This window comes from Streptomyces alkaliphilus, from assembly GCF_014141535.1.
Classification (GTDB): Bacteria; Actinomycetota; Actinomycetes; order Streptomycetales; family Streptomycetaceae; genus Streptomyces; species Streptomyces alkaliphilus.
Genome location: NZ_VKHT01000998.1, coordinates 1 through 1,797, shown reverse-complemented (window position 1 = coordinate 1,797; position 1,797 = coordinate 1). Strand labels below are relative to the sequence as shown.

Genomic DNA, 1,797 nt, shown 5'->3' with positions numbered 1-1,797 from the left:
CCACCACCCCCCAACCCGCCGACGCGACCGAGGCCCCGGTACCGGCTCGTTCCTCGGTGGCCGGGGACGTGCCCGTGCCCACCCCACCGTTCCTCGGCACCCGGGTGGTCAAGGGCATCCCGCTCAAGGAGTACGCCGACTGGCTGGACGAGGACGCCCTGTTCAAGGGGCAGTGGGGGCTGCGCGGCAGCCGGGACGGGGAGGGCCCCGATCACGCCGAACTCGTGGAGACCGAGGGCCGTCCCCGGTTGCGCGGTTGGCTGGACCGCCTGCACACCGACAACCTGCTGGAGGCGGCCGTCGTCCACGGCTACTTCCCCTGTCGGGCGGAGGGCGACGACCTGGTGATCCTCACCGAGGACGGCGCCGAGCGCACCCGGTTCACCTTCCCCCGGCAGAGTCGGGGGCGGCGGCTGTGCCTGGCGGACTTCTTCCGTTCCGCGGAATCGGGTGAGACGGACGTGGTGGGTCTGCAGGTGGTCACCGTCGGCTCGCGGATCGGCGAGGCCACCGCCGAACTCTTCGCCGCCGACTCCTACCGCGACTACCTCGAGCTGCACGGCCTGTCCGTGCAGCTGGCCGAGGCCCTGGCCGAGTACTGGCACGCCCGGGTTCGTGCCGAGCTGGGCATCGCGGAGGCGGACCCCACCGAACTCACCGGCATGTTCCGCACCGAGTACCAGGGGTGTCGCTACTCCCTGGGTTATCCGGCCTGCCCGAACCTGGAGGACCGCGCGAAGATCGCCGAGCTCCTGCGACCCGAGCGCATCGGGGTGGTGCTGTCGGAGGAGTTCCAGCTGCACCCCGAGCAGTCCACCGACGCCATCGTGCTGCACCACCCCGAGGCCAACTACTTCAACGCCCGCTGAGCCCGCTCCGGGGACCCGGCCCCGGGCCGACACCACCCGTCCGGCCCGGGAGCGCCGGACGGGCGGTGTGGCGGAACGTACACTGAACGGTCCGGAAGAGGCCGGTGACCGATCCCGCGCGGGATCGGTCACCGGCCTCCCCGTCCCTTCGGGCACATCCCTTCGGAGGTAGCCGCGGATGACCACAGTCCTTCCCGCCGGTGGCGGATCCCGCCGCGCCGCCGAACCCGCTCCGCACGCCGTGCTGCTGGACATGGACGGCACCCTCGTGGACACCGAGGACTTCTGGTGGGACGCGGAGGTCCGGGTCTTCGCCGAGTTGGGTCACACCCTGCGCGAGGAGGACCGCCGGGTCGTCGTCGGCGGCCCGATGACCCGCAGCGCCACCTACCTGATCGAGGTCACCGGCGCCGACATCGCCTACGAGGAGCTGGCGGAACGTCTCAACGCCGCCTTCCTCGCCCGTCTGGACCTCGGCGTCGCCCTGATGCCGGGGGCGGCCGAGCTGTTGGCCGACCTCGCCCGTCACCGGGTGCCCGCCGCCCTGGTCTCCGCCTCGCACCGCGAGGTCGTGGACCGCATGCTGCGCGCCATCGGGGCCGAGCACTTCGCGCTCACGATCGCGGGCGACGACCTGACCCGCACCAAGCCCCACCCCGATCCCTACCTGACGGCGGCGATCGGCCTGGGTGCCGACCCGACGGCGTGTGTGGCGGTCGAGGACACCGCCACCGGCGTCGCCTCCGCCGAGGCGGCCGGTTGTCGGGTGCTCGCGGTGCCATCGATCGCGGCCCTGGAGCCGGCGCCGGGCCGGACCGTGGTGGACAGCCTGCGCGGCGTGGACCTGGAATTCCTGCGGGGGCTGTGGGCCGAGCCCCTCCCGCCGGCCCCGCCCGGGGCCGGTCCGGCCCCGGGCGGGGCCGGCGGG

2 protein-coding genes are annotated in these 1,797 nt (G+C 73.6%); both read left to right on the top strand.

Annotated features, from left to right (window positions below; genetic code table 11):
- A partial coding sequence (locus tag FNQ90_RS21880; protein ID WP_323380115.1) for a vitamin B12 dependent-methionine synthase activation domain-containing protein occupies positions 1-869 on the top strand: 869 nt, incomplete at its 5' end.
- Positions 870-1,047: 178 nt separating this feature from the next.
- Positions 1,048-1,797 (top strand): HAD family hydrolase (locus FNQ90_RS21875; protein ID WP_182607924.1); only part of this gene is annotated, 750 nt, incomplete at its 3' end.